Consider the following 20,592-nt stretch of genomic DNA (forward strand, 5'->3'; position numbering starts at 1 on the left):
TGACCGCGGCTAATTGCGCGTATCACGCGAGGCACGAACCCATGCTGGATCTTTTTCCCGAAGCCGAAACTCCGGTCGAGATCGTGCCCGCGCGAAAACTCGCCGCCAGGGTGGCAGCGCTTTACCTCGCACCGTTCGATCATTTCGAGACACGGGCAGTGGACATGTTGCAGCTCGGCTTCGATGGCATCGATGGCGATTTCCACGCCGGCACGACGCGGCGCTCTGGCGGGCGCGAGCCCTGGTATCCGCGCGGCACCGAGATGCGCAACGAACGGCAATTGTCGATCATGGCAGCGGACGAACTGGCAATTGTCGCCGAACGGATGGGCGTCGCCGAGATCAAGCCGGAATGGATCGGCGCCAATCTCGTGATCGAAGGCCTGCCGCACCTCTCGATGTTGCCATCCGGCACGCTGCTGTTCTTCAAAGGCGGCGCAACCGTCAAGGTCGACGCGCAGAACGGGCCTTGCCGGATCGCGGGCAGGTCGGTCGCCGAGCATGCCGGGATGGCCGATGTCGAGGCCGGCGCGCTGCTGTTCCCGAAAGCGGCGAAGCGGTTGCGCGGGCTCGTCGCCTGGGTCGAGAAACCCGGCACGATCACTGCCGGCGAGGAGATTTCGGTGCGTGTGCCGGAGCAGTGGATTTACCGGGCCTGATTGTTTGCCAGGCAAGGCGGCAAAGCCAGTCAAAGCCGCGCGCTGCGTATTTTGTTCTTGCTTTGTGCCGGCAGCTATGCTACTGATTTCGGTATGGTGCTAATTGGCTCCAATGATCCGCCCTCCGAGGCGGTTTTTTTGTTTCTGGCTTTGAAAGTTCCGATGTTGCCGGCCTGACGTCGGCGGGACAGAGGGGGGCGCCATAGAACTCGACGCGTGTGTCTGCCATCGCTCTATTCCTCGTCCTCGTCATCGAGCAGACGGGTGGCACGCCAGCGGGTTAGCACGATGTTGGTTTGCTCGATGACGAAGAAGCGCGCGGAATCGCGGTCATAGCCTTCGGCCAGCAGCTTTTCGTAGTCGGTATGGGCGTGGCGAATATGCGCTATCGTCGCCAGCCACACGGCAATGCTCGGTGGCAAGGTCTTCATGTGCACGGCGCCGGCATCGGCACGGATCTTTTCCATGTCGGCATAGGGCGCCAGTGGCAGGAGCGCTGTCAGCGCCTTGGCGATGGCGCGGCGGCGGCCGGTCGGGGCGCTCACTGCCCGTCCGATCTGGACAACTGGTCCCGCCCGGCCATGGTCGCCGCGGCGAAGGCATCGGTCGAGGCGAAGTAGGGCTTGATGTCGATGACCGGCGTGCCGTCGAGCACGTCGATGGCATCGAGATCGATGCGGCCGGTATCGATATCGACGGCAACCAGCCTGGCGACATGCAGCCCAATTGGGTTCGGCCGGGCAGGGGAGCGCAGCGAAAAGACGCCTTTCGGCTCCATGGCATGGCGGGGTTTCTGGATAATCAGTTGCCGCGGCGCATGGTGCAGCCAGGACAGGACGATCACGTGGCTGGCGCGTTCCAGCCCAAGCAGGCCCTCACGATAAAGCGGGTCGATGACCAAGTGCGCCGGCTGTCCCGTCTCCCGCGCGGCCTTCATGTTTTTGGGGCAAGTCTCCCGCGTGGTCCAGGGCGAAGCGATGCGGCCGATGAAGACGACATGGCCATCCGGCGGCATCGTTGCCGGGTCGGTTTCCAGGAGCTTTTCGCCGCTGCGCGTTTCGAACATGGGCCTCGCCTCGATGCATCCGGCTTTGCGCGATCCGCTGCGCATGCGTCATTTTCTTGTCCGGAAGCGACATAGCGCTTGCAACCCTATCAAAATCGACATAAACATATGTTTATATCTTTTCAAAGAGAATGCTCGCATGCATGTCGCTCTCGACACGATGGTAGATACATTGAAGGCGGCTGCCGAATCCAGCCGGCTGCGTATATTGGCGCTGCTGTCGCGCGGCGATCTGACCGTTTCAGATCTCACCGAAATCCTCGGCCAGTCGCAGCCGCGCGTCTCGCGCCATTTGAAATTGCTGCTGGAGGCAGGGCTGATCGGCCGCTACCAGGAGGGCTCGTGGGCTTTCTTCCGGCTTTCGGATTCCGACACGTCGCGCGATTTTGTGCTCAGGCTGGTCTCCGGCATCCGCGGCGCCGATCCGCAGGTCGAGCGTGATCTCGAACGGCTGGCCGCGGTCAAGCGCAAGCGGCAGGACCGGGCTGCCGAATATTTCTCGGTCAACGCCGCAAGCTGGGACCATATCCGCTCGCTGCATGTGCCGGACCGCGCCGTCGAAGCAGCCCTCATCAAGCTCGTCGGCAAGCGGCCGTTCCACTCGATGCTCGATCTCGGCACCGGCACCGGACGGCTGCTCGAGATCTTTTCGCCGCTCTATCGGCGCGGTATCGGCATCGACATGTCGCGCGAAATGCTGACGGTGGCGCGCGCCAATCTCGACAAGGCCGGCATTTCGAATGCGCAGGTGCGGCAGGGCGACATTTTCGCGCCGCCGGTCGAACGCGACGCCTTCGATCTCGTTACCATCCATCAGGTGCTGCACTATCTCGACGATCCTGCCCGCGCCATCCGGGAGGCGGCGCGTCTGTTGCGCCCGGCCGGCCGGCTGGTGATCGTCGATTTCGCGCCGCACACGCTGGAGTTCTTGCGCGAGGAGCACGCGCATATGCGCCTCGGCTTTTCCGACCGGCAAATCGCCGACTGGTTTTCCGAGGCCGGCCTCGACCTCGAGGACAGCCAGGAATTCGAACCGCGCGGTGGCAACGAGGCCAAGCTCACCGTCAAACTCTGGCTCGGCCGCGATCGGCGCATGCTGATTGCCGAGCCTTCCAACGACAGACAACCGGCCAATGCGTATCCGATAGGGGAAACCGCCTGATGAACCAGTTCCGCTTCTCCCGCCGCCCCGACATCGGCGACAAGGTCAGGGTGTCGTTCGAGTTCTTTCCGCCGAAAAACGATGAGATGGAAGCAAGGCTGTGGGACACGGTCACCCGGCTGGAGCCGCTCAAGCCGAAATTCGTCTCGGTCACCTATGGCGCCGGTGGTTCGACCCGCGAGCGCACGGCCCGCACCGTCAAGCGCATCCTCAACGAAACGTCGCTGACGCCGGCGGCGCACATGACCTGTGTCGACGCGGCGCGCCACGAGGTCGATGCGGTGATCCGGGAGTTCGCCGATATGGGCGTCAAGCGTTTCGTCGCCCTGCGCGGCGATCCGGCCGAGGGCGTCGGCGCGGCTTACCGGCCGCATCCGGAAGGCTATGCCAATGGCGCCGAACTGGTCGATGCGCTGAAGGGCGCCGGCGATTTCGACATATCGGTCTCGGCCTATCCGGAAAAACATCCGGAGAGTCCGGATTTCGCCACCGATTTCGACATGCTGAAGCGCAAGGCCGACAACGGGGCGACGCGGGCGATCACCCAGTTCTTCTTCGACAACGATCTCTATGAGCGCTATGTCGAGCGGGCACGGCGGGCCGGCATCTACATACCGATCGTGCCGGGCATATTGCCGGTGCACAATTTCACCCAGGTCGCCAACTTCTCGGCGCGGTGCGGCGCCTTGGTGCCGGCATGGCTGGCCGAGCGTTTCGATGGGCTGCAGAACGATCCGCAAACGCATGCGCTGGTGGCGTCTGCCGTGGCCGCCGAGCAGGTGCTGGACCTTGTCGAGCGCGGCGTCGGCGATTTCCACTTCTACACGATGAACCGGGCCGATCTGGTCTTCGCCATCTGCCACATGATCGGCATCAGGTCGCACGAAGTCGAGGCGGCGGGATCCGCCGCGGCGTAAGACGGCAAGCTCCTTTTTGAAATGTCAAAGATCGGGGGAATGCAAAAGGCCGGGCAAAATGCCCGGCCTTTTCAATGGTTTGTAATATTCGGTGCTGGTCTTCCCCCGCTCAGCGGCCTTATGGAAGGACGCCCATAATGAGGGCGCCGATGAATGCAAACGCAGCACAAATCATCAATGCGTTGATCGGCCTCGTCAGTCCCATGTCATAGCCTCCTCTTAAGAGCTATGGCGAGAGTCTAGGGTCATTTGTGCCACAGGCAAGCAGAAACTTTGCTGCAATGCGACGAGATTGTGGAATTTGCGACCTGCCGTTTGCCGTTAGGCATTGAAACTCTTGGTCAAAAGCCGGCGTTGGACCTGTGAATAATTTGTGGCGAAGCCGGGGCAGCAACGAGAATGGCAGCGCTACCGCGGCGGAAATCGGAATCGATTTCGAGCTGAGAGTCGGGGAACATGCTCTAACGCCGCCCGAACAAGCGACCGTCGATGGTGACGAGGCCGAGCGCAATCAGCGCCATGCCCGCCAATTCGAACAGTTCGAGCCGCTCGCCCAGGAACAGCAAGCCGAGCAGGATGGCACTGGCCGGCACGATGAGCGTGACCAGCGAGGCGTTGGTGGCGCCGGCCGAGGCGACGAGGTTGAAATAGAGGATGTAGGCGAAGGCGGTCGACAGCAGCGCCAGCGCCAGCACCGCCGCCCATACCGGCGGCGAGGCCGAAAACAGAGTGGCAGCGTCATAGGTGAACAGAACGACCGGGATCATGATGATGGTCGAGCAGGTCAATTGTCCGGCGGCAATGACCGGTGACGGCACACCCTTGAAGCGGCGGGCGATCATCAGCGCAACCGCATAGGAGACCGAGGCACCGATGAGCGCGAATTTCGCCCAGACCGGCCCGCCGAGCCCGGCGACAAGGCCAGGACCGATCATCACCGCCGTCCCCGCGATACCGAGGGCGATGCCGGCAAGCTTGTTCCACGACAGTTTTTCGTCGCTGGTCAGGGCGTTGGCGAGGATCAGCGTCCAGAACGGCGTGGTCGAATTAAGCACCGAGGCGACACCGGCGCCGAGCTCGGTCTGGCCGGCAAAGATCAGCGAGAAAGGGATGACATTGTTGGCGAGCGCCAGCAGGAAAAACAGTCCGGCATGCGGCAAGGCGAGGCGAAAGGACGGACCGCGAACCGCAAGGTAGAGCTGCAACGCGGTCGCCGCGATGGCGACGCGAAACAGCACCAGCACCAGCGGAGGGAGTTCCGACACCGCAATGCGGGCAAAGAAGAACGAACCGCCCCAGATGGCGCCGAGCAGCAGAAGCTGGGCCCAGTCCTTGAGCACCATCGGCCCGCGCATCGTGGTGGTGGCAGCTATCGCCATTGGTCGTCCTCCCAGACGAGATGCCTTGCTCTCTTCAGGCATCTGTTCACGCTCTACCGGTCCGGCGGCAAGGGCCACCCGAAACCTGAGTGATGGCCTAGCTCGCTCATAACCGGCGCACAGAACGGCGTAGCGCCGCGAAGCCAGGGCGGCGAGACATAGAATTGTTTTCATTAGCCGCTAGCTTGGATTAATTGTGCGCAGCCTCAGTCAAGGGATTCGTCCATGCAGCGATTCGAAAATGCCCGCGAGGCAGCGCTGGCGCTTCGCCCGGACGATCCGATCTATTGCTTCCGCCCGCAGGTGCTGAAGGCGGACGCCAAACAGTTCATGGGCATGTTTCCCGGCAAGACCGCCTATGCGGTCAAGACCAATGGCGAGCAGATCGTGCTCAACGCGCTGGTCGAGGCCGGCGTCAGCGCCTTTGATGTGGCCTCGCCCGGCGAATTCGCCGCCGTGCGCGCCGTCTCGCCGGACGCCGAGATGCTCTACATGCACCCGGTGAAGGCGCAGTCGGACATCAGGCTGGCGCTGGAAAAATACGCCATTCGCGTCATTTCGCTCGACCATGAGGACGAGATCACCAAGCTGACCAGGGTGGTGCGGGCTCTCGACATCGATCCGGGCGCCATCACCGTGTTCGTGCGCATCCAGACGAAAGGCTCGGCGGCCTACGAACTGTCGAAGAAGTTCGGCGCCGGACCGGCCAATGCGGTCGAACTGGCCGAACGGCTGAACCGAACCGGCTACAAGGTCGGGCTGTGCTTTCACGTCGGCAGCCAGATCGAGGATCCCGACACCTACGAGCGGGCGCTGGCCTCCGCCGACTGGGTGCGCAACCGCGTCGGCTTCGACATTGCCGGGCTCGATGTCGGCGGCGGCTTTCCCGCCGAATACGGTCATGATCCGAACAGCCGCAAGCCGGAAATGCCGTCGCTCGGCCAGATCATGTCGCGGCTGTCGGGCGACCTCCAGGAGTATCAATTCGACCAGATGCAGCTGGTGGCCGAGCCCGGCCGCGTGATCGTGGCGCGCTGCCTGTCGCTGATCGTGCGCGTGCTGCTGCGCAAGGGCAAAAGGCTCTACATCAATGACGGCATCTGGGCGTCGCTGTCGGATTCATGGACCGGCAAGATCACGCTGCCGGCACGCTTCATCCCCGATCCGGCGATCCGCTCGCGCAATGGCGAGGACAGGACCATCGTGCCGTTCAAGGTCTGTGGCGCGACCTGCGATTCCGTGGATATACTGTCGCGGCCGTTCTGGCTGCCCGAAACCGTCGATACCGGTGACTGGATCGAGATCGGCCATATCGGCGCCTATTCGCTGTCACTCCGGACACGGTTCAACGGCTTCTATCCCGATACTTTCGTCGAGGTGGCGACGCCATTCGACGAAGGCGATGCACCGCAGGGGTTTGCCAGCCTGGAGACGATGGCCGATTAGTTGATGGTGAATGGAAGCAGTTCTTGCGTTCCGTCCGCTTCGGTGAATCGTCACCACCATTCATATTCACCTCCCCGTAGTCAGGCTACTCCGCCGCCGGCCTGGATGTTCTCGCCGGTCAGCCAGCGAGCTTCGTCCGAAGCCAGGAAAACCGCGACATCGGCGACGTCGCGCGGTGCTCCGATCCGGCCGAAGGGCGACATGCCTGCGGCCACGGCCCGGTCCCGCTCCGGAAGCAGGTCGGTGTCGGTGAAGCCTGGCGACAGCGCATTCACGGTAACGGCGCGCGGGCCGAGTTCGCGCGAGAGGACGCGGACGAACTGCTCGACGGCTCCCTTGCTGCCGAGATAGAGCGCCGTCTGCGTGAAAAACATCTTGGTTCCACCGGTGGAGACGGCAATGATGCGGCCACCGTCGCGAACGCGGCGCGCGGCCTCCTGAAGCGTGAAGAAGGTGCCTTTGGCATTGGTGCCGAACACATGGTCGAAGTCCGCTTCGGTAGCCTCGACGAGCGGCTTTATGACGGCGACGCCAACATTGGCGACGACGATGTCAATCGGCCCCATCTGCATTTCGGTTTCGTCGAACAGCCTGCGAATGTCGGGGATGCTGGAGACGTCCGCCTGGATGGCGACGGCTTTTCCGCCATTCCCTTCAATGGCGGCAACGACTTCCCTGGCGGCTTTCTCGTTGCCGACATAGTTGACGACCACGGCAGCACCCTTGGTTGCGAGCCCCTCCGCGATGGCGCGTCCGATGCCGCGCGAACTGCCGGTCACAAGTGCGGTTTTGCCTTCGAGTGGACGATGCATGGCTGTTCCTTCCGTCTGGATACGGCCGCCCCGATCGAGCGGCGTTCCAGCGATAGCTAGGGGCATGCTATTGCTCAGAGAATAGCCTATTATCTAACTGACTTATTAAGCCTGGGGTACATAATGCGCGGAACCGAGTTTTCCGAACTCACGGCATTTGCAACAATCATCGAAGAGGGCAGCTTTGTCCGCGCCGCGGCCAAGCTCAGAATTTCGCCTCCAGCACTCAGCCAGACGATACGCGGGCTGGAAGAGCGTCTCGGTGTCCGCCTGCTCAACCGTACCACGCGCAGCATGGCGCCGACCGCTGAGGGTGAGAAGCTGTTTGCCCGCATCGCGCCGGCGTTCAGCGAACTGGAAGGGGCCGTCGCCGACGCGCATGCATCACGCGGCCGGCCGGCAGGCTCGCTGCGCATCAATGTTCCGCGCATCGCCGCCACGCGTTTCATCGCGCCGATCCTCGGCGACTTCCGCCGCGCCTATCCCGATATCGCCCTCACCATCATCGTTGACGACATGCTCACCGACATCGTCGAAGGTCGCTTCGATGCCGGAATCAGACTGGGTGAGCGGCTGCACAAGGACATGGTGGCGGTGAAGCTCAGCGAGGAACTCGAGATGGCCGCAGTGGCGGCGCCGAGCTATCTGGAGCATCGCCCGATACCCCGCCATCCCGCGGACCTGCATCAGCACCAGTGCATCAATTTCCAGTGGCCGAGCGGCGGCAATCTCTACCGCTGGGAGTTCGCCCGAGGCCAGCGTGCCTTGGAAGTGGCCGTCAGCGGCGGCCTGACGGTAAACGATACGGACCTGATGATGGGGGCGGTTCTGGATGGGGTCGGGGTGGCGTACATGCTGGAATATCAGGTCCGGCCGTGGATCGAAGCGGGAAAGCTCATCCGCTTTCTCGAAGCCTGGTCGCCGAGATTTCCGGGCTTTTATCTATATCACGCGAGTTCCCGGCAGGTTCCCGCGCCGCTACGAGTGTTTATCGATTTCCTGCTGGCGAGGCGGTGAATAGTGAATAGTGAATAGTGAATGGTGAATAGTGGTAGCTCTGGTGCTCAATGCGGCTCCGGCGCCATTCTTTTTACCAATCACCACCCTCACAGCCTGGCCAGCAGCTCCGGCGTCGGCCAGCCGTCGACCGGCAAGCCCAGCCGCATCTGCTCCTTGCGGATCGCTTCGCGGGTGTTGGTGCCGAGGATGCCGTCGACGGTGCCGACGTCATAGCCTCTCGCCTCGAGCTTGGTCTGTAGCGCCTTCATCTGGTCGCCGTCGAGGCCCGGGTCGGGGTTGCGCGGATCGAATCGCGGAGCGCCCCCCAGCCGGGCGGCAAGATTTGCCGCGGTCAGGGCATAGGTAAAGGACTGGTTCCACTCGAGATAGACGTCGAAATTGTCGTAGGTCAGGAAGGCTGGCCCCTTGCGACCCATGGGCAGCGCCAGGCCGGCCTTCAGGCCGTTGTCGAGAAGCGGCGTGCCGTCTGGCCTGGTAACGCCCCACTGGCTCCATTGCGTCAACGGCAGCTTGTTGGTGCGTCCCGTCTGCTCCCACGGCAAGTTGTCGGGCACACGGACTTCCTCGATCCAGGGCTGGTCGCGCTTCCAGCCGCGCGACCGGATCTTGCTGGCCGTGCTCATGATCACGTCCGGCGCGCTGCCGCGCAGGTCGACCAGGCCATCCCCGTCGCCGTCGACGCCGTGGCCGAGATAGTCGGAAGGCAACATCTGCGTCTGGCCGATCTCGCCGGCCCAGGCACCGGTCACGTCGGCCGGCACCACACCGCGATCGATCAAGATCAGCAGCGGCACGATCTGCGGCCGGAACAACTGCGGGCGGCGGCAGTCATACGAGAGGCTCACCAGCGCATTCAGTGTGTGAAAAGCGCCTTGCACGGCGCCAAAATCGGTTTCCAGGGCCCAGAAGGCGGCAATGACCGGCGCCTGGACGCCGTATTCGCGATCCGCGCGGGCAAAGACCTCGGCATATTTTTGCAGATTGGCCGCACCCTGCTTCAGCCGATGCGACGAGATCATGCGGTTCGAGAATTCGATGAAGGTCTGGGTGAAGACGCCCTGGGCGCGGTCGCGTGCCAACGCCTTCTCATCGAGGGTGGCGTTTTCCAGCGCGTCAAGGCCGGCAGCGCCGACGCCGGCTGCCCTGGCCTCCGCCGCCACGCCCTGCTTCCATGCCTCGAAATCGCCGCCGCATTGCTGTGCCGCGGCCGGCACGGCGCTCAGGAGCAGCGCCGCGAGAAGTCCAAAGCGCAATCGCATCGCCATCCTTCCGAAAAGATTACCAGCGGTTGCAGGCATTCGTTATTGGCTGTGTCGAAAAGCAGGCGGCAGGCCCGGTGTCAACGGGTGTTCTGCCGCAACCACTTCTTCCACGCGGCTTCGGAGCCGTTGAAGACGTTGATGTCGGCGTTTCCGGCCATGCCCGGCACGACGCCCGTTCCGGTATACTGCCAGAAGGTGAAGGGATGGCTGCCGTATTTCTGGCGCGGATGCCCGGCGACGGAGCGCAGCCAATAGGGGTAGCTGCGGAAACCCGACAAACCATTATCTTCGAAGAAGTCGACCGACGTGTAGATGATCGGCTTCTTGCCGTAGTGTTTTTCGACGATTTCGAGGAACGTGCTCATCTCGCTGCGTACCGTGGCGGGATCGGGCCGCAGCTTGCACGTCGGCGATTTCGGGTTCCATTCCATGTCGAGAACTGGCGGCATCGCCGAGCTGTCTTTGGGCACGTTCTGGATGAACCAGCGCGCCTGGGTCGCGGCCGGCGTGCAAAAGTAGAAGAAGTGATAGGCGGCGCGGGGGATGCCCGAGGCCTTGGTGCGGCTCCAATGCTCGTTGAAAGCTTCATCGAACCGGTCTCCGCCTTCGGTTGCCTTGATGAAAGCGAAAGAGATGCCGCTGGCCCTGGCCGCCGGCCAGTCGATCGAGGTCTGGTATTTGGAGACGTCGGTGCCGTGGACGGCATAGCTCCACGGTGCGCCGCTGTCCCATTCATGCGGGTCGGAATCGGCAAAACGCGGCGCGCGTACCACAACCGTCGCGGCACTGGACGACGATGGCGTCAGATCCTCGACCGTCGAGCAGGCACCAAGCAGCATCAGCGTGATGAGGACCGCGAAACGGCGCATCGCTACTTCCCGAGCCGGTTTCAGCCGGCCGCTGATGGGTCTTTCCGCGGGTGGCCCCTCGACCGGGCGCAGCGTGTCTGAAACCGACTTACGCGACGCGCCTGGATCTTCGTTTCATGCATTTCCCAAACCGTTGCGCAGTTTTGGGACGCATGCATTCAAGCCCCGCCGGACGGTCACCCCACAGGATCGCCCGGTCTGTCCAAGCGCGTCGCTTCGACGCGCTTGGCTCTTTTGTCTGTGCATGTCGTGGTCCCAAAACCGCTGCGCGCTTTTGGGCGACATGCACCTGTGATCGCCGATCATGGTTGATATTCGGTTGACGGCGCTCGACAAGAGCCGCGATTTTGCCGAAACAATGGCGGCAAATCGATGACATAGATCGAGCGCGCCGGGGGAACTCAAAATGCAGATCCTTTTGAAGTTCGTCAAATGGCTGCTCGGCCTGGCTGTGCTGGCCGCCGCGATACTCGCCGGCTGGCTGTATTTCGCGCCGCCGGAACTGATCCGCGTCGGTTCCGGCTATGCGGCCAAGATCGTCTGCTCGAACGTCTTCATCGCCGGGCGCGACGCCAACGACGTGCTCGCCGTCGATGTGCAGGCGCCGGGTCATCCGCTGCTGAAGCTGATGAGAGTGTCGGTGGACAAGGAGAAGGGAACGGTTTCGGCGGGCCTGTTCGGCGCGCTCGGAAAAAGTGTCGCGGTCGCTCGCGAGGGGCTCGGCTGCGCCTCGGTTCCCGACGGGGATATTGCCGCCGCCAAGGCTATCGCCGGCGCTCCACCGACGCCGGCGCCGCTGCCCGATGCGATGTGGCCGGAAGGCGACGATGTCGGTGCCTCGCAGGATCCCGAGGTTGTGAAGGCCCTCGACGATCCAGCAATGACCGGCGCCGGGATGCGGGCGGTGGTGGTGGTCAAGAGCGGCCGCATCGTCGCTGAGCGCTATGGCGACGGCTTTTCCGAAAAGACGCCACTATTGGGCTGGTCGATGACCAAGACGGTGAATGCGGCGATCGTCGGCACGCTGGTGAAGGGCGGCAAGCTGGCGATGACCAACCAGGGCCTGTTCGGTCCCTGGAAGGGAGATGGCCGCGCCATGATCAGCCTCGCCGACATGATGGCGATGTCGAGCGGGCTGGAATTCAACGAGGATTATGGCGACGTCGCCGATGTGACGCGTATGCTCTATCTCGAACCGGACATGGCAGGCTTTGCCGGATCCAAGCCGCTGACCGGCGAGGTCGGCAGGGTGTTTTCCTATTCGAGCGGCACGGCGGTGATGCTGTCCCGATTATGGCAGGACGCGATCGGCGACAAGGACGAGGCGCTGGCCTGGCCGAGGGCCGCGCTGTTCGATCCGCTCGGTATGCACAGCGCGGTGCTTGAAGCCGACGAGCACGGCACCTTCGTCGGCTCGTCCTATCTCTATGCCACCGCACGCGATTGGGCGCGCTTCGGCCAGTTCCTGCTGCAGGGCGGCGTCTGGAACGGCAAAGAGATACTGCCCGCCGGCTTCGTCGACTGGATGCGGGAACCTGCAACTGCCTCGAAGGTCTACGGCAAGGGGCAATTATGGATCGAAGGACCGGGCGACGAAGAAAACCCCGGCGCCGGCATTGCCGCCGGCCTGCCCAAGGACACCTATTGGATGGAGGGGCATGACGGGCAAACGGTCGCCATCGTCCCCTCGGAGCAGCTGGTTGTGGTGCGGCTCGGCCTGACGCCGGCCAGGCTCGGCTACCGGCCGCAGGCGATGGTGGCGGCGCTGGTCAAGGCGCTGCATTAGGCGGTATCGATATTAAGGTGATGCCGGCCTGCAAACGGCGGTTTCCTGCGCTTGCGGCCTTCGCCGGCCAAAGCACTTATGGAGCGGTCGTGGCAGTTAAGGCTACGGCCGGCGTAGGCCGGTGCTGACGTAGCCAAAAGGACGCTCCGCTCCGGTTCTCGGAACCCCCGTTTTCGACTTGGCCTGACCTGAATCTCAACACATCCTGGCTATCGAACTGGGCCGATCACGGCGAGCCACGCATAGCCGCGACAAAGTGTTTGGAAACGGAAGCTTGCGCCGGTTCTTGCAGATTCCGAATCCAGAACCGCGCGCAACGATTCACGCGGCTCGACGTGGAATTTTTTCAGCCAGCCACGCAACAGCATGCGGAACCAGCTGGGCAAGGCTTCCTGCTGGCCAAAATCGACGACGTGCAGCGAGCCGCCCGGGGATAGGGCAGCAAGTGCCGCAGACACCGTCTTCTCCCAGCCGGGGATCATCGACAGCGAATACGAGACAAAGACGCGGTCGAAACTTTTGACGCCGAACAGCGCCTTTGCGTCGAAATCAGTGGCGTCGCCGCGCGCCAGGGTGACGCGGCCGGAGAGGCCTTCGCGCGCGAGAGCGGCGGTGGCCGTCTCCAGCATCTCGGCCGAAATATCGAGGCCGAAGAAGCGCGCGCCGGGATAGCGGCGGGCAGCGAGGACAATGTTGCGGCCGGTGCCGCAGCCAAGCTCGAGCACCGTGCTGCCGGCCGGCACATCCAGTCCGGCGATAAGCCGGTCGCGGCCGAGCAGATAATATTTGCGGGTCAGGTCGTAGATATGACGCTGCCAGCGGTAGACACCGTCCATCAGTTCGGCATGGCTGGCCGGCAATTCGGTCGTGCTCATGCGGACCGCTTCACATAGAGATGGAAGCCGCCATAGATGGCCGAGCGATCGCAGGCCGAAAACTCGCGCGAGGCGTCGTTCTCGTAGCGCCACTGGTCGAGCAGCGAATTCGAGACGCGGCCAGGCAGCAGGCTGGGTTCCGCTGCGGTGCGGAAGATGACGCGGGCGCCTGTGGAGGCGGTTCGGGTGATCTCGGCCCACAACCCGTTGAGCTGGCCGTCGGTCATCCAGTCCTGTGCATCGAGCAGCACGAAGCGGTCGACCGAGCCGGCATCCTTGCCGGCAAGGAACTCGATCAGATTGGCATGGTGGACGGCAACGCGATCGACATTGTTGCGGATCGTCTTATAGTTGCGCTTTTCGAGGTAGGCGGGCAGGGCGGCCTCGCCCGGATTAGGGTAGCGGCGGGCGAAAGCCTGCCAGGCGAAATAATTGGTCTTCAGCGGAAAATCACAGGCGAGCTTTTCCAGTCGTGCCTTCAGCACGCTGGCCATGGTGCCGTCACCCGAGGTGATCAGCGAATCGTACTGGGCCGGCGGAATGCCGAGGCCGAACAGCGAGGCTTTTCGCGAGGTCGCCCATTTCAGCAGCGGTTTTTCGAAGACCGGCGCCAGCTCTTCGTCGAAGAAGCGGCGCTGATCGGCGATGCTCTCGGCGTCCATGATGCCGGCCGGGTCGACGCCGAAGAATTTTGCGGTGCGGTGGCCCATGGCGATGAACAGGCCAAGCAGGCCGGTCTGGTAGAAATTGCGGTCGAAGACAGCGATGCGGCGACGACCGCGCCAGTTGCGGCGCTCCCAATAATGGCGGCTGACCGGGTCGAGATGCGGGGCGATGAAGCGATCGTAGGCCTGCGAATTGTGCCCGGTCCCAGCCGCGCCGAAGAAACGGAACAGGTCGCCCTGCGACGGCAGGTGACGCACCGCTGCGAGCTTCATGCGGTTCAGCGCAATATGCGCGGCGTTGAGGTCGACGGCATCGATCCTTTCTGGCGACCGGGTAAGATAGGCGAGGATGTTACAGCCACCGGAGGCAATGGTGACGATGCGGTGGCCCTTGCCGAGTTGCATCGCGTCCATGTCGATTTCGGGGTCTTCCCAGATCTGCGGGTAGACAAGGCCGGAGAACAGGAAGGCGAACAAGCGCTCGGAGATGCCGGCTTTCGACAGCGGGCGGTTCTGGTAGACGGCCTTGCCGACCTCCTTGCCGCGGCGAAAAACCAGTTCCCCAGAAATGTCCGTCATGGCAACGCGATTCCCCGTTTGCTTTGCCGCAAGCGGGTAACGCAGGTGGATGACAGGCCGGTGACAACCTGTTGAAGCGAGTTCAGGCCTCGCCAAATCCGCCTGCGGTGGGTGTCGTCACAATGACTGCCTCGCCGGCGTCGAGCACTGTTTGATCGCAGGCTTTCAGCGTCTCGATCGCGCCGGTCTTGCGGCGGACCTTGGTCGAACCGGTCTCGCCATCACCGCCGCCGTCCAGCCCCCGCGGCGGGTGGCTGCGATGCGAGGACAGGATCGCGCATTCCATCTTTTCGAGGAAGCGGATGATGCGCTTGGTGCCGTCGCCGGCATTCCATTTGCCTTTGCCGCCGGAGCCTTCGCGGATATGGAAATCCTCGAGCAATACCGGGAAACGCAATTCCAGCACTTCCGGATCGGTCAGGCGCGAATTGGTCATATGGGTGTGGACGCCGGAGGTGCCGGCAAAGCCGCGGCCGTCGTTCATCCGGCCGGCCGGCGAGCCCGAGCAGATCGTCTCGTAATACTGGTACTGCTTGTTGCCGAAGGTGAGATTGTTCATCGTGCCTTGCGCATTGGCCATCGCCTTCATGGCGCCGAACAGCGCGTTGGTGACATGTTGCGAGGTCTCGACATTACCGGCCACGACTGCCGCGGGATAGGTGGGCCTAAGCATCGAGCCGTCGGGAATGATGATGTTGATCGGCCGCAGACATCCGGCATTCATCGGGATGTTGTCTTCGACCATGACGCGGAAGGCATAAAGCACCGCGGCTCGGGCGACCGGCTCTGGCGCATTGAAATTGTTCTTCATGACCGGCGACGTGCCGGTGAAGTCGACGGTGGCTTCGCGCTTCCGCCGGTCGATAGTGATCTTCACTGTGATCTTTTGCCCGGTGTCGGTCGGATATTCGTATTCGGAACTGTCGGGCAGCCGCTCCAGCACGCGGCGCACGCTTTCGGCGGCATTGTCCTGAACATGGCCCATGTAGGCTTCGACCACATCGAGGCCGAAATGCGCGACCATCTTGCGCAGCTCGGCGACGCCCTTTTCGTTCGCGGCGATCTGCGCCTTGAGGTCGGCGATGTTCTGGTGCGGATTGCGCGCCGGGTAGGGGTGGTCGGTGAGCAGCGTCTCCAGGTCCTTCTCGCGGAACCGGCCGCGATCGACGATGCGGAAATTGTCAAACAGCACGCCTTCCTCGTCGACGGTGGTGGCAAGCGGCGTCATCGACCCGGGCGCGGTGCCCCCGATGTCGGCGTGGTGGCCACGCGAGGCGACGTAGAAGAGGATGAGGGGTTCCTCCCCCTTTGAGGGGGAGGTGCCGCCGAAGGCGGCGGAGGAGGTCGCCGCGGCAGTGCTCGACACTCTTGTGGTGCCTCCTGAGATGACCCCACCGGGCCGCTCCGCGGCCATCCTCCCCTCAAGGGGGAGGGAAAAAACAGGCGTCACCACGGTGATATCAGGCAGATGCGTGCCGCCATTGTAAGGCGCGTTCAGCGCAAAGACGTCGCCGGGGTGAATGTCGCCGGAATTGAGCCGGATGATGGTCTCCACCGAGCGATCCATGGAACCGAGATGCACCGGCATGTGCGGTGCATTGGCGACCAGCGCGCCGTTCCGGTCGAAGACGGCGCAGGAGAAATCAAGCCGCTCCTTGATGTTGACGGAATAGGCAGTGTTTTGCAGCGTTACGCCCATCTGTTCGGCGATCGACATGAACAGGTTGTTGAAGACCTCCAGCATCACTGGATCGGCTTCGGTGCCGAGTGCGGCGTGCCGGCGCTTCTTCTCGACGCGCCGCATCAATACGTGGTCCTTGGCGGTGATCTCGGCCTGCCAGCCCGGCTCGACGACAATGGTCTGGTTCGGCTCGATGATCAAAGCAGGGCCGGCGATCTTGTTACCAGGCTTCAGCGTTTCGCGAGGGAAGATGCCAGCGTCGCGCCAGACGCCGTCGACAAAGATTTTCCGGTTCCCGGAAGGACTTGCGGCCATATCTGCAACAACTGAATCGCTTTCATCGCGGCCGGTGCCGCCGGTATCGGTACCTTCGACGCCGATCGATTCGACGATCATCGGCTTGTCGTCGTAGACAAAGCCGAACTGCGCCTTGTGCGCCGATTCGAAGTCCGTCTTGGCTTGCGCGATCGAGCCGTGACCAAAGTTCACAGGCAGCGCGGTATCGGTGCCGTCATAGCGGACCTGCAGCACCGGCTTCGAGGCGACCGCGTCTTCGGCGATGCCTTGTGCGGCGAGTTCGTCGATGACGGCTTTGCGCAGCGTTGCGATGAGTTCATCGATCGCCGCCCCGGAGTCCTCCACCAGCGGCTTCAGCAGCGCCTGCTGGCGTGACGCAAATACAGAGGACAGGCCGATGCCGTATGCCGATAGCAGGCCGGAGAACGGATGGATCAGCACCGCCTCCATGCCCAGCGCATCGGCAACCAGGCAAGCGTGCTGGCCGCCGGCGCCGCCGAAACAGTTCAGGAGGTATTCGGTGACATCGTAGCCGCGCTGCACGGAAATCTTCTTGATGGCGTTGGCCATGTTTTCGACCGCGACGGTGACGAACCCCTCGGCGACGGCTTCCGGCGAGCGGCCGTCGCCGATCTCGGCGGCAAGCGCGGTGAATTTTTCGCGAACCGTCTGCACGTCGAGCGGTTCGTCCTGCCCCGGTCCAAAAATAGCCGGGAAGAACTCGGGCTGCAGTTTGCCCAGCATGACGTTGGCGTCGGTGACGGCCAGCGGACCGCCGCGCCGGTAGGCGGCCGGGCCGGGGTTGGCGCCGGCCGAATCCGGCCCGGCGCGAAAGCGGCCGGCCTCGTAATGCAGGATCGAGCCGCCGCCGGCGGCGACGGTGTGGATGCGCATCATCGGCGCGCGGATGCGCACGCCGGCGACCTCGGTGTCGAAGGCGCGCTCGTAGTCGCCATCATAGTGGGCGACATCGGTGGAGGTGCCGCCCATGTCGAAGCCGATGACCTTGCCGAAACCGGCGAGTTTTGCCGTCTCGACCATGCCGACGACGCCGCCGGCCGGGCCGGATAACAGCGCGTCCTTGCCTTGGAACATGTCGGCGGCGGTGAGGCCGCCCGACGACATCATGAACATGAGGCGAGGGCTTTCCCTCCCCCCCGAGGGGAGGGTGGCGGCGAAGCCGCCGGGTGGGGTCGTTGCGGCAGTGCTCAACGTTCTGGCGGTGCCTTCTGAGATGACCCCCTCTGGCCGCTGCGCGGCCATCTCCCCCTCGAGGGGGGAGAGGACGCCGAGCTCCTTCGCCACCTTCTGCACATATCTTGACAGAATGGGCGACAGGTAGGCGTCGACCACCGTGGTGTCGCCGCGGCCGACCAGCTTGATCAGCGGCGAGACCTCGTGGCTGACCGAGACCTGGGAGAATCCGAGCTTTCGACAGACTTTGGCGACGGCCTTTTCGTGCTCGGGGTGTTTCCAGGCATGCATGAAGACGATCGCGACCGCATCGATGCCGTCCGCCTTGGCTTGCTCAATAGCCGGGCGTACGGAAGCAATGTCGAGCAGGCGCTCGATACTGCCGTCGGCGCGAACCCGTTCGTCGATTTCGACGACACGCTCATAGAGCTGTTCGGGAAGGATGATCTGCTTGGCAAAGATATCGGGCCTGGCCTGATAGGCGATCCTCAGCGCATCGCGGAAGCCTTTGGTGATGAGCAGCAGCACGCGGTCGCCCTTGCGCTCGAGAAGCGCATTGGTGGCGACCGTGGTGCCCATCTTGACATCGCCGATCAGCGCGGAGGGGATCGGGGCGCCGGGCTGGACGCCGAGCAGTTCGCGAATGCCCTGGATGGCTGCATCGGCATAGGCTTCGGGATTTTCCGAAAGGAGTTTCCTTGGATGCAGCCCGCCTTGCGGGTCACGGCCGATGACATCGGTGAAGGTACCGCCGCGGTCGATCCAGAAATCCCATTTTGCGGTCATGGCAGCGCCTCCGGGCATTTTCATTTAGGCATCCTGTTAGTGCTCAACGCTTTGTACGGCCAAGCGCTTGATGTTACACGCGGAAACGCAACGTTACGAAACTCATCATGCGCTGATGCATTGTGCCCTCGATCGTCGCCGGTAACGGTGGCGTGATTAGAGGAGAGATATATCATGAAGAAACTCATTCTTGCGTCGGTCTCGGCGCTTGCCTTGCTTGGCGTTGCGGCCTGCAGCGATAGCGGCACCGACAACACCACGACGCAGAGCACCAACCCGCCGGCATCCGACCAGACGATGAAGCCGGCTACTCCTGACGCCAACAAGCCTGCCGAGCCGGCTCCGGCGCCTGCGCCGGCTGCCCCGGCGCAGTAGTCGCAGTAGTCAACGTGACAACCAAGAAAGGCCGGCCTCACACGCCGGCCTTTCTGCTGCCTACGATACCCGCGCATTGTGGCCGAGTGCGACGACGCGGGTTTGCGTGCAGCGGTTTCCGTCTGCCGATTTCCATGGGCAAGCACTAGCGCCAGCCGCCTTAGGCATTCCACCAAATCGATTGGGCCAGCCCCTGCGGCACTGTCTTGGCTTGATAGCGATGGGTGGTTGGTCCTATGAAGCCCCCATGTCGATTTGGGACCGCCTCGGCGACTTCGTCACACGCGTTTCATCTTCAGCGTCGTCAGGCGTCGCCGAAGTGGTCGAAGCCGTGCGTACGGTTTTCTCCGGCGATGCCGATTTGCGCCGGCGTGTCGCCTTCTCGGTGGCGATGATCGCGCTTTCGGCCAAGATGGCCAAGGCAGACGGCATCGTCACGCAAGACGAGGTGCGCGCCTTCCAGGAAATATTCGAGGTGCCGAAGGAACAGAGGCGCAATGTGGCGCGGCTCTACGATTTGGCCAAACGCGACATTGCCGGTTTCGAGACCTATGCCGAGCGGATGGCGCAGCTTTGCGGTTCGGGCCATACCAACTGCCTGATGCTCGAGGATATACTCGACGGGCTGTTCCACATTGCCAAGGCCGACGGGCTGGTGCATGAGCGCGAGGGCCAATTCCTGCACCGGATCGCCGAGATCTTCCGCATCGATGAGGCGCATTACCAGAGCATCCTGGCGCGGCATGTCGATCTGGGTGCCGCCGACCCCTATGTTGTGCTCGGCATCGAGCGTGGGAAGCCGTTCGAGGAGGTCCGCAGGCGCTACCGCAAGCTGGTTTCCGACAATCATCCGGACCGGCTGATCGCACGCGGCCTGCCGCAGGAATTCATCAAGATCGCGACGACCAGGCTGGCGGCGATCAACGCGGCCTATGAAATGATCGAGCGAGGCCTGCGGCACGCATGAGCGGCTTTCCGCCCGACGAGCCGAGCGCCGAGGTCAGGGTATCGCCGAATTTCGGGCCGCGGCGCGGGACGCCCGGACCCGATATGATCGTGCTGCACTACACCGGCATGGCAACCGGGGCCGCTGCCGAGGCATGGTTGTGCGATCCGGCAAGCGAGGTGTCGTCGCACTATCTGGTCCATGAGGACGGCCGCATTGTTCAGATGGTAAGGGAAAGCGACCGCGCCTGGCATGCCGGCAAGAGCTCGTGGTTCGGACAGAGCGACATCAACTCCTGCTCGATCGGCATCGAGATCGTCAATCCGGGACATACGCTCGGCTATCGCAACTTTCCAAAACCGCAGATCGACGCGGTGATCGGCCTGTGTGCCGGCATCGTCAAGCGCCATTCCGTTCCGGCGCAGCGGGTGCTCGCCCACTCCGACGTGGCACCGGGGCGCAAGGTCGATCCGGGCGAGAAGTTTCCATGGAAGGCCTTGTTTGCCGCCGGCATCGGCCATGTTGTGCCGGCAGCACCGATCCGGCGCGGCGCCGTGCTGAGGCCAGGCGATACCGGCGCCGATGTTGAGGCACTGCAGTCGATGCTGGCGCTTTATGGTTATGGCGTCGAGATCACCGGCGCTTTCGACCGGCAGACCGAAATCGTGGTCGAGGCATTTCAACGGCATTTCCGGCAGCGCTTGGTCGACGGCGTGGCTGACGGATCGACGATCCGCACGCTGGAAAGGCTGCTCGCTTCCGTAAGGATAGCCTCTCTCAAATAACCTTTTGCCAGATTAAAAGTTACAATCTGTT

The 20,592-nt window shown here is 63.1% G+C and carries 19 protein-coding genes; 10 read left to right on the plus strand and 9 right to left on the minus strand.

The genetic code is table 11. The annotated features are described in order from the left end of the window. The first annotated feature begins 41 nt into the window (after window positions 1-41). A complete protein-coding gene (locus tag NKH50_RS00255) occupies window positions 42-659 on the plus strand; it encodes an MOSC domain-containing protein (protein WP_352875884.1) in 618 nt (205 codons plus the stop codon). After that, the gene (locus NKH50_RS00260; protein ID WP_352875886.1) at window positions 660-836 is read left to right on the plus strand and encodes a hypothetical protein; all 177 of its coding nucleotides are present in this window, start codon (window positions 660-662) and stop codon (window positions 834-836) included. It abuts the gene before it with no gap. A 56-nt stretch (window positions 837-892) separates the two neighbouring features. Here the strand turns inward: NKH50_RS00260 and NKH50_RS00265 are convergent, their stop codons facing one another. Further along, the gene (locus NKH50_RS00265; protein WP_254819015.1) at window positions 893-1,204 is read right to left on the minus strand and encodes a DUF2293 domain-containing protein; all 312 of its coding nucleotides are present in this window, start codon (window positions 1,202-1,204) and stop codon (window positions 893-895) included. After that, the gene (gene tsaA / locus NKH50_RS00270; RefSeq protein ID WP_352875888.1) at window positions 1,201-1,725 is read right to left on the minus strand and encodes a tRNA (N6-threonylcarbamoyladenosine(37)-N6)-methyltransferase TrmO; all 525 of its coding nucleotides are present in this window, start codon (window positions 1,723-1,725) and stop codon (window positions 1,201-1,203) included. Before tsaA ends, NKH50_RS00265 begins: the two co-directional genes overlap by 4 nt. A 139-nt stretch (window positions 1,726-1,864) precedes the next feature. Here tsaA and NKH50_RS00275 point away from each other — a divergent pair, with 139 nt between their 5' ends. Beyond that, a complete protein-coding gene (locus tag NKH50_RS00275) occupies window positions 1,865-2,887 on the plus strand; it encodes an ArsR/SmtB family transcription factor (protein ID WP_352875890.1) in 1,023 nt (340 codons plus the stop codon). Then, the gene (gene metF, locus NKH50_RS00280) at window positions 2,887-3,804 is read left to right on the plus strand and encodes a methylenetetrahydrofolate reductase [NAD(P)H] (RefSeq protein WP_254819012.1); all 918 of its coding nucleotides are present in this window, start codon (window positions 2,887-2,889) and stop codon (window positions 3,802-3,804) included. Before NKH50_RS00275 ends, metF begins: the two co-directional genes overlap by 1 nt. A gap of 461 nt (window positions 3,805-4,265) precedes the next feature. On the opposite strand, the gene NKH50_RS00285 is transcribed toward metF, so the two are convergent. Next, window positions 4,266-5,183 carry a DMT family transporter gene (locus NKH50_RS00285; protein WP_352505579.1) on the minus strand — a complete coding sequence of 306 codons (918 nt, stop codon included), beginning with the start codon at window positions 5,181-5,183 and terminating at the stop codon, window positions 4,266-4,268. Window positions 5,184-5,408: 225 nt separating this feature from the next. On the opposite strand from NKH50_RS00285, the gene NKH50_RS00290 reads away from it, so the two are divergent. After that, complete coding sequence (locus tag NKH50_RS00290) at window positions 5,409-6,629, plus strand: alanine racemase (protein WP_352505580.1); 1,221 nt, start codon at window positions 5,409-5,411, stop codon at window positions 6,627-6,629. Window positions 6,630-6,709: 80 nt separating this feature from the next. On the opposite strand, the gene NKH50_RS00295 is transcribed toward NKH50_RS00290, so the two are convergent. Continuing rightward, window positions 6,710-7,441 carry an SDR family oxidoreductase gene (locus tag NKH50_RS00295; RefSeq protein WP_352875893.1) on the minus strand — a complete coding sequence of 244 codons (732 nt, stop codon included), beginning with the start codon at window positions 7,439-7,441 and terminating at the stop codon, window positions 6,710-6,712. A gap of 123 nt (window positions 7,442-7,564) precedes the next feature. On the opposite strand from NKH50_RS00295, the gene NKH50_RS00300 reads away from it, so the two are divergent. Beyond that, window positions 7,565-8,458 carry a LysR family transcriptional regulator gene (locus tag NKH50_RS00300; protein WP_352875895.1) on the plus strand — a complete coding sequence of 298 codons (894 nt, stop codon included), beginning with the start codon at window positions 7,565-7,567 and terminating at the stop codon, window positions 8,456-8,458. Window positions 8,459-8,547: 89 nt separating this feature from the next. Here the strand turns inward: NKH50_RS00300 and NKH50_RS00305 are convergent, their stop codons facing one another. Then, the gene (locus NKH50_RS00305; RefSeq protein WP_352875898.1) at window positions 8,548-9,720 is read right to left on the minus strand and encodes a lytic murein transglycosylase; all 1,173 of its coding nucleotides are present in this window, start codon (window positions 9,718-9,720) and stop codon (window positions 8,548-8,550) included. An 80-nt stretch (window positions 9,721-9,800) separates the two neighbouring features. Further along, on the minus strand, window positions 9,801-10,592 hold the full coding sequence (locus NKH50_RS00310; RefSeq protein ID WP_352644738.1) for a glycoside hydrolase family 25 protein: 792 nt from the start codon (window positions 10,590-10,592) through the stop codon (window positions 9,801-9,803). Between the two features lie 406 nt (window positions 10,593-10,998). Between NKH50_RS00310 and NKH50_RS00315 the strand changes: the two genes are divergently transcribed. Beyond that, on the plus strand, window positions 10,999-12,378 hold the full coding sequence (locus NKH50_RS00315) for a serine hydrolase domain-containing protein (RefSeq protein ID WP_352875900.1): 1,380 nt from the start codon (window positions 10,999-11,001) through the stop codon (window positions 12,376-12,378). Between the two features lie 209 nt (window positions 12,379-12,587). On the opposite strand, the gene NKH50_RS00320 is transcribed toward NKH50_RS00315, so the two are convergent. The 3 genes from NKH50_RS00320 to NKH50_RS00330 all read right to left on the minus strand — a co-directional run bounded on the left by NKH50_RS00320 (window position 12,588) and on the right by NKH50_RS00330 (window position 18,455). Next, window positions 12,588-13,253, minus strand: coding sequence for a class I SAM-dependent methyltransferase (locus NKH50_RS00320; RefSeq protein ID WP_352875902.1), 666 nt, complete (start codon window positions 13,251-13,253; stop codon window positions 12,588-12,590). Beyond that, window positions 13,250-14,497 carry a BtaA family protein gene (locus tag NKH50_RS00325; RefSeq protein ID WP_352875904.1) on the minus strand — a complete coding sequence of 416 codons (1,248 nt, stop codon included), beginning with the start codon at window positions 14,495-14,497 and terminating at the stop codon, window positions 13,250-13,252. The genes NKH50_RS00320 and NKH50_RS00325 overlap by 4 nt, the downstream gene beginning before the upstream one ends. Window positions 14,498-14,579: 82 nt before the next feature. Continuing rightward, window positions 14,580-18,455, minus strand: a complete 3,876-nt coding sequence (locus NKH50_RS00330; RefSeq protein ID WP_352876870.1) for a hydantoinase B/oxoprolinase family protein — start codon at window positions 18,453-18,455, stop codon at window positions 14,580-14,582. Between the two features lie 174 nt (window positions 18,456-18,629). On the opposite strand from NKH50_RS00330, the gene NKH50_RS00335 reads away from it, so the two are divergent. The 3 genes from NKH50_RS00335 to NKH50_RS00345 all read left to right on the plus strand — a co-directional run bounded on the left by NKH50_RS00335 (window position 18,630) and on the right by NKH50_RS00345 (window position 20,561). Further along, window positions 18,630-18,830, plus strand: a complete 201-nt coding sequence (locus NKH50_RS00335) for a hypothetical protein (RefSeq protein ID WP_352740812.1) — start codon at window positions 18,630-18,632, stop codon at window positions 18,828-18,830. A 247-nt stretch (window positions 18,831-19,077) separates the two neighbouring features. Further along, a complete protein-coding gene (locus NKH50_RS00340; RefSeq protein ID WP_352740811.1) occupies window positions 19,078-19,797 on the plus strand; it encodes a TerB family tellurite resistance protein in 720 nt (239 codons plus the stop codon). Then, window positions 19,794-20,561 carry an N-acetylmuramoyl-L-alanine amidase gene (locus NKH50_RS00345; protein ID WP_352740809.1) on the plus strand — a complete coding sequence of 256 codons (768 nt, stop codon included), beginning with the start codon at window positions 19,794-19,796 and terminating at the stop codon, window positions 20,559-20,561. The genes NKH50_RS00340 and NKH50_RS00345 overlap by 4 nt, the downstream gene beginning before the upstream one ends. The last annotated feature ends 31 nt before the right edge of the window (window positions 20,562-20,592 follow it).

The sequence above is a fragment of the Mesorhizobium sp. M1027 genome, assembly GCF_040318745.1.
Taxonomy (GTDB): Bacteria; Pseudomonadota; Alphaproteobacteria; order Rhizobiales; family Rhizobiaceae; genus Mesorhizobium.

Excerpts from the sequence above, each read along its gene's own strand:
- NKH50_RS00255 (WP_352875884.1), top strand. The coding sequence starts at position 42 with ATGCTGGATCTTTTTCCCGAAGCCGAAACTCCGGTCGAGATCGTGCCC.
- tsaA (WP_352875888.1), bottom strand. The coding sequence starts at position 1,725 with ATGTTCGAAACGCGCAGCGGCGAAAAGCTCCTGGAAACCGACCCGGCA.
- NKH50_RS00275 (WP_352875890.1), top strand. The coding sequence starts at position 1,865 with ATGCATGTCGCTCTCGACACGATGGTAGATACATTGAAGGCGGCTGCC.
- metF (WP_254819012.1), top strand. The coding sequence starts at position 2,887 with ATGAACCAGTTCCGCTTCTCCCGCCGCCCCGACATCGGCGACAAGGTC.
- NKH50_RS00285 (WP_352505579.1), bottom strand. The coding sequence starts at position 5,183 with ATGGCGATAGCTGCCACCACCACGATGCGCGGGCCGATGGTGCTCAAG.
- NKH50_RS00290 (WP_352505580.1), top strand. The coding sequence starts at position 5,409 with ATGCAGCGATTCGAAAATGCCCGCGAGGCAGCGCTGGCGCTTCGCCCG.
- NKH50_RS00295 (WP_352875893.1), bottom strand. The coding sequence starts at position 7,441 with ATGCATCGTCCACTCGAAGGCAAAACCGCACTTGTGACCGGCAGTTCG.
- NKH50_RS00300 (WP_352875895.1), top strand. The coding sequence starts at position 7,565 with ATGCGCGGAACCGAGTTTTCCGAACTCACGGCATTTGCAACAATCATC.
- NKH50_RS00305 (WP_352875898.1), bottom strand. The coding sequence starts at position 9,720 with ATGCGATTGCGCTTTGGACTTCTCGCGGCGCTGCTCCTGAGCGCCGTG.
- NKH50_RS00310 (WP_352644738.1), bottom strand. The coding sequence starts at position 10,592 with ATGCGCCGTTTCGCGGTCCTCATCACGCTGATGCTGCTTGGTGCCTGC.
- NKH50_RS00315 (WP_352875900.1), top strand. The coding sequence starts at position 10,999 with ATGCAGATCCTTTTGAAGTTCGTCAAATGGCTGCTCGGCCTGGCTGTG.
- NKH50_RS00320 (WP_352875902.1), bottom strand. The coding sequence starts at position 13,253 with ATGAGCACGACCGAATTGCCGGCCAGCCATGCCGAACTGATGGACGGT.
- NKH50_RS00325 (WP_352875904.1), bottom strand. The coding sequence starts at position 14,497 with ATGACGGACATTTCTGGGGAACTGGTTTTTCGCCGCGGCAAGGAGGTC.
- NKH50_RS00330 (WP_352876870.1), bottom strand. The coding sequence starts at position 18,455 with ATGACCGCAAAATGGGATTTCTGGATCGACCGCGGCGGTACCTTCACC.
- NKH50_RS00335 (WP_352740812.1), top strand. The coding sequence starts at position 18,630 with ATGAAGAAACTCATTCTTGCGTCGGTCTCGGCGCTTGCCTTGCTTGGC.
- NKH50_RS00340 (WP_352740811.1), top strand. The coding sequence starts at position 19,078 with ATGTCGATTTGGGACCGCCTCGGCGACTTCGTCACACGCGTTTCATCT.
- NKH50_RS00345 (WP_352740809.1), top strand. The coding sequence starts at position 19,794 with ATGAGCGGCTTTCCGCCCGACGAGCCGAGCGCCGAGGTCAGGGTATCG.